The following is a 1,416-nucleotide window of genomic DNA, read 5'->3' as shown; positions in this document are numbered from 1 at the left end:
GCCGATTAGTGATTCGCTTGGTGTAGATGTTAATGGAACCCTACGTGCCTTGCGCTGGACAGCCGAAGCCATCGATAAAGTATACGACGAGCTAGCCACCACTTCTCACGATCAGCTTGGAATGGTGACGCGTAATCCTGTGGGTGTTGTGGCGGCGATTGTTCCGTGGAACTTTCCTATGTTGATGGCAATGTGGAAATTAGCGCCAGCGCTTGCGATGGGAAACTCGGTTGTACTGAAACCTTCAGAAAAATCGCCACTGACAGCGATCAAACTGGCAAGCTTGGCGCAACAAGCAGGTATTCCTGATGGTGTATTAAATATTTTACCAGGATTTGGCCATTCTGTTGGTGCGGCATTAGCCAAGCATGATGATGTGAATACGCTCGTATTTACGGGTTCAACAGGTGTTGCGAAGCGTCTGATGATTATGGCGGGCGAGACCAATATGAAGCGTGTTTGGGCGGAAGCTGGTGGCAAGTCAGCAAACATTGTTTTTGCCGATGCGCCAGATCTAGATGAAGCTGTTGAAGCTGCTGCTTCAGCGATTTGCTTTAACCAAGGCGAGGTTTGTACTGCTGGTTCCCGTTTACTTGTTCAAGATAATATTGCTGATGAGTTCATCGAAAAATTACAGACAGCCTTCCAAGCGTGGAAACCAGGAAACCCATTAAATCCAGCAACAACCATTGGTGCAATGGTTGATGATATTCAGATGAAGCAAGTTCTTGGCTATGTTGAAAAAGGTAGTGCTGAAGGGGCAACCTTGCGTTGCGGTGGCGAGCAGTTGGACATCGAACCGAATGGATATTACGTGCAGCCAGCTATTTTTGAGAACGTAACGAACGATATGGCGATCGCGCGTGAAGAAATTTTTGGCCCAGTACTATCTGTCATTCGTTTTAAAGACGAAGAAGAAGCGTTGGCGATTGCTAATGATTCTATCTACGGATTAGCTGCAGGTTTATGGACTTCTGATTTGAGCCGTGCGCATCGGGTCGCGCGTAAGCTAGAGGCTGGTTCGGTTTGGGTGAATCAATACGATGGTGGTGATATGACGGCACCATTTGGTGGATTTAAGCAGAGTGGTAATGGACGAGATAAGTCCTTGCATGCGCTTGATAAGTACACTGAATTAAAAGCAACTTGGATGAAGATCTAGGTGGCAAAAGAGCTTGGTCAGCGGCCAAGCTCTCTTATTGGTATTAGCTGAGCCAATCCTTCAATCGGTGATATAGCATACCGATCGCTAATAAGGGTGATCGGAAGCGTCTTCCTCCTGGGAATTGAATATGACTGATCTTCTCAAACCATGCGATACGGTTTGATTCCCCACTAATTGCTTCTGCAATCACTTTGCCGGCCATGTGTGTCACGTTGACGCCATGACCTGAATACGCTTGCGCAAAGTATACG

Annotated in this window: 1 protein-coding gene and 1 pseudogene; one reads left to right on the top strand and one right to left on the bottom strand. The window is 47.1% G+C overall.

Annotated features, from left to right (window positions below; genetic code table 11):
• The coding region (locus tag A3739_RS09060; RefSeq protein WP_068501066.1) for an aldehyde dehydrogenase family protein at window positions 1–1,162 on the top strand (1,162 nt) is incomplete at its 5' end.
• Between the two features lie 43 nt (window positions 1,163–1,205).
• Here the strand turns inward: A3739_RS09060 and A3739_RS29840 are convergent.
• Window positions 1,206–1,416 (bottom strand): annotated as a pseudogene (locus A3739_RS29840) (FAD-binding oxidoreductase); the annotation flags it as partial.

The organism is Oleiphilus sp. HI0067, from assembly GCF_001635735.1.
The sequence above is the reverse complement of the archived record's forward strand: the minus strand, read 5'-3'. Positions and strand labels throughout refer to the sequence as shown.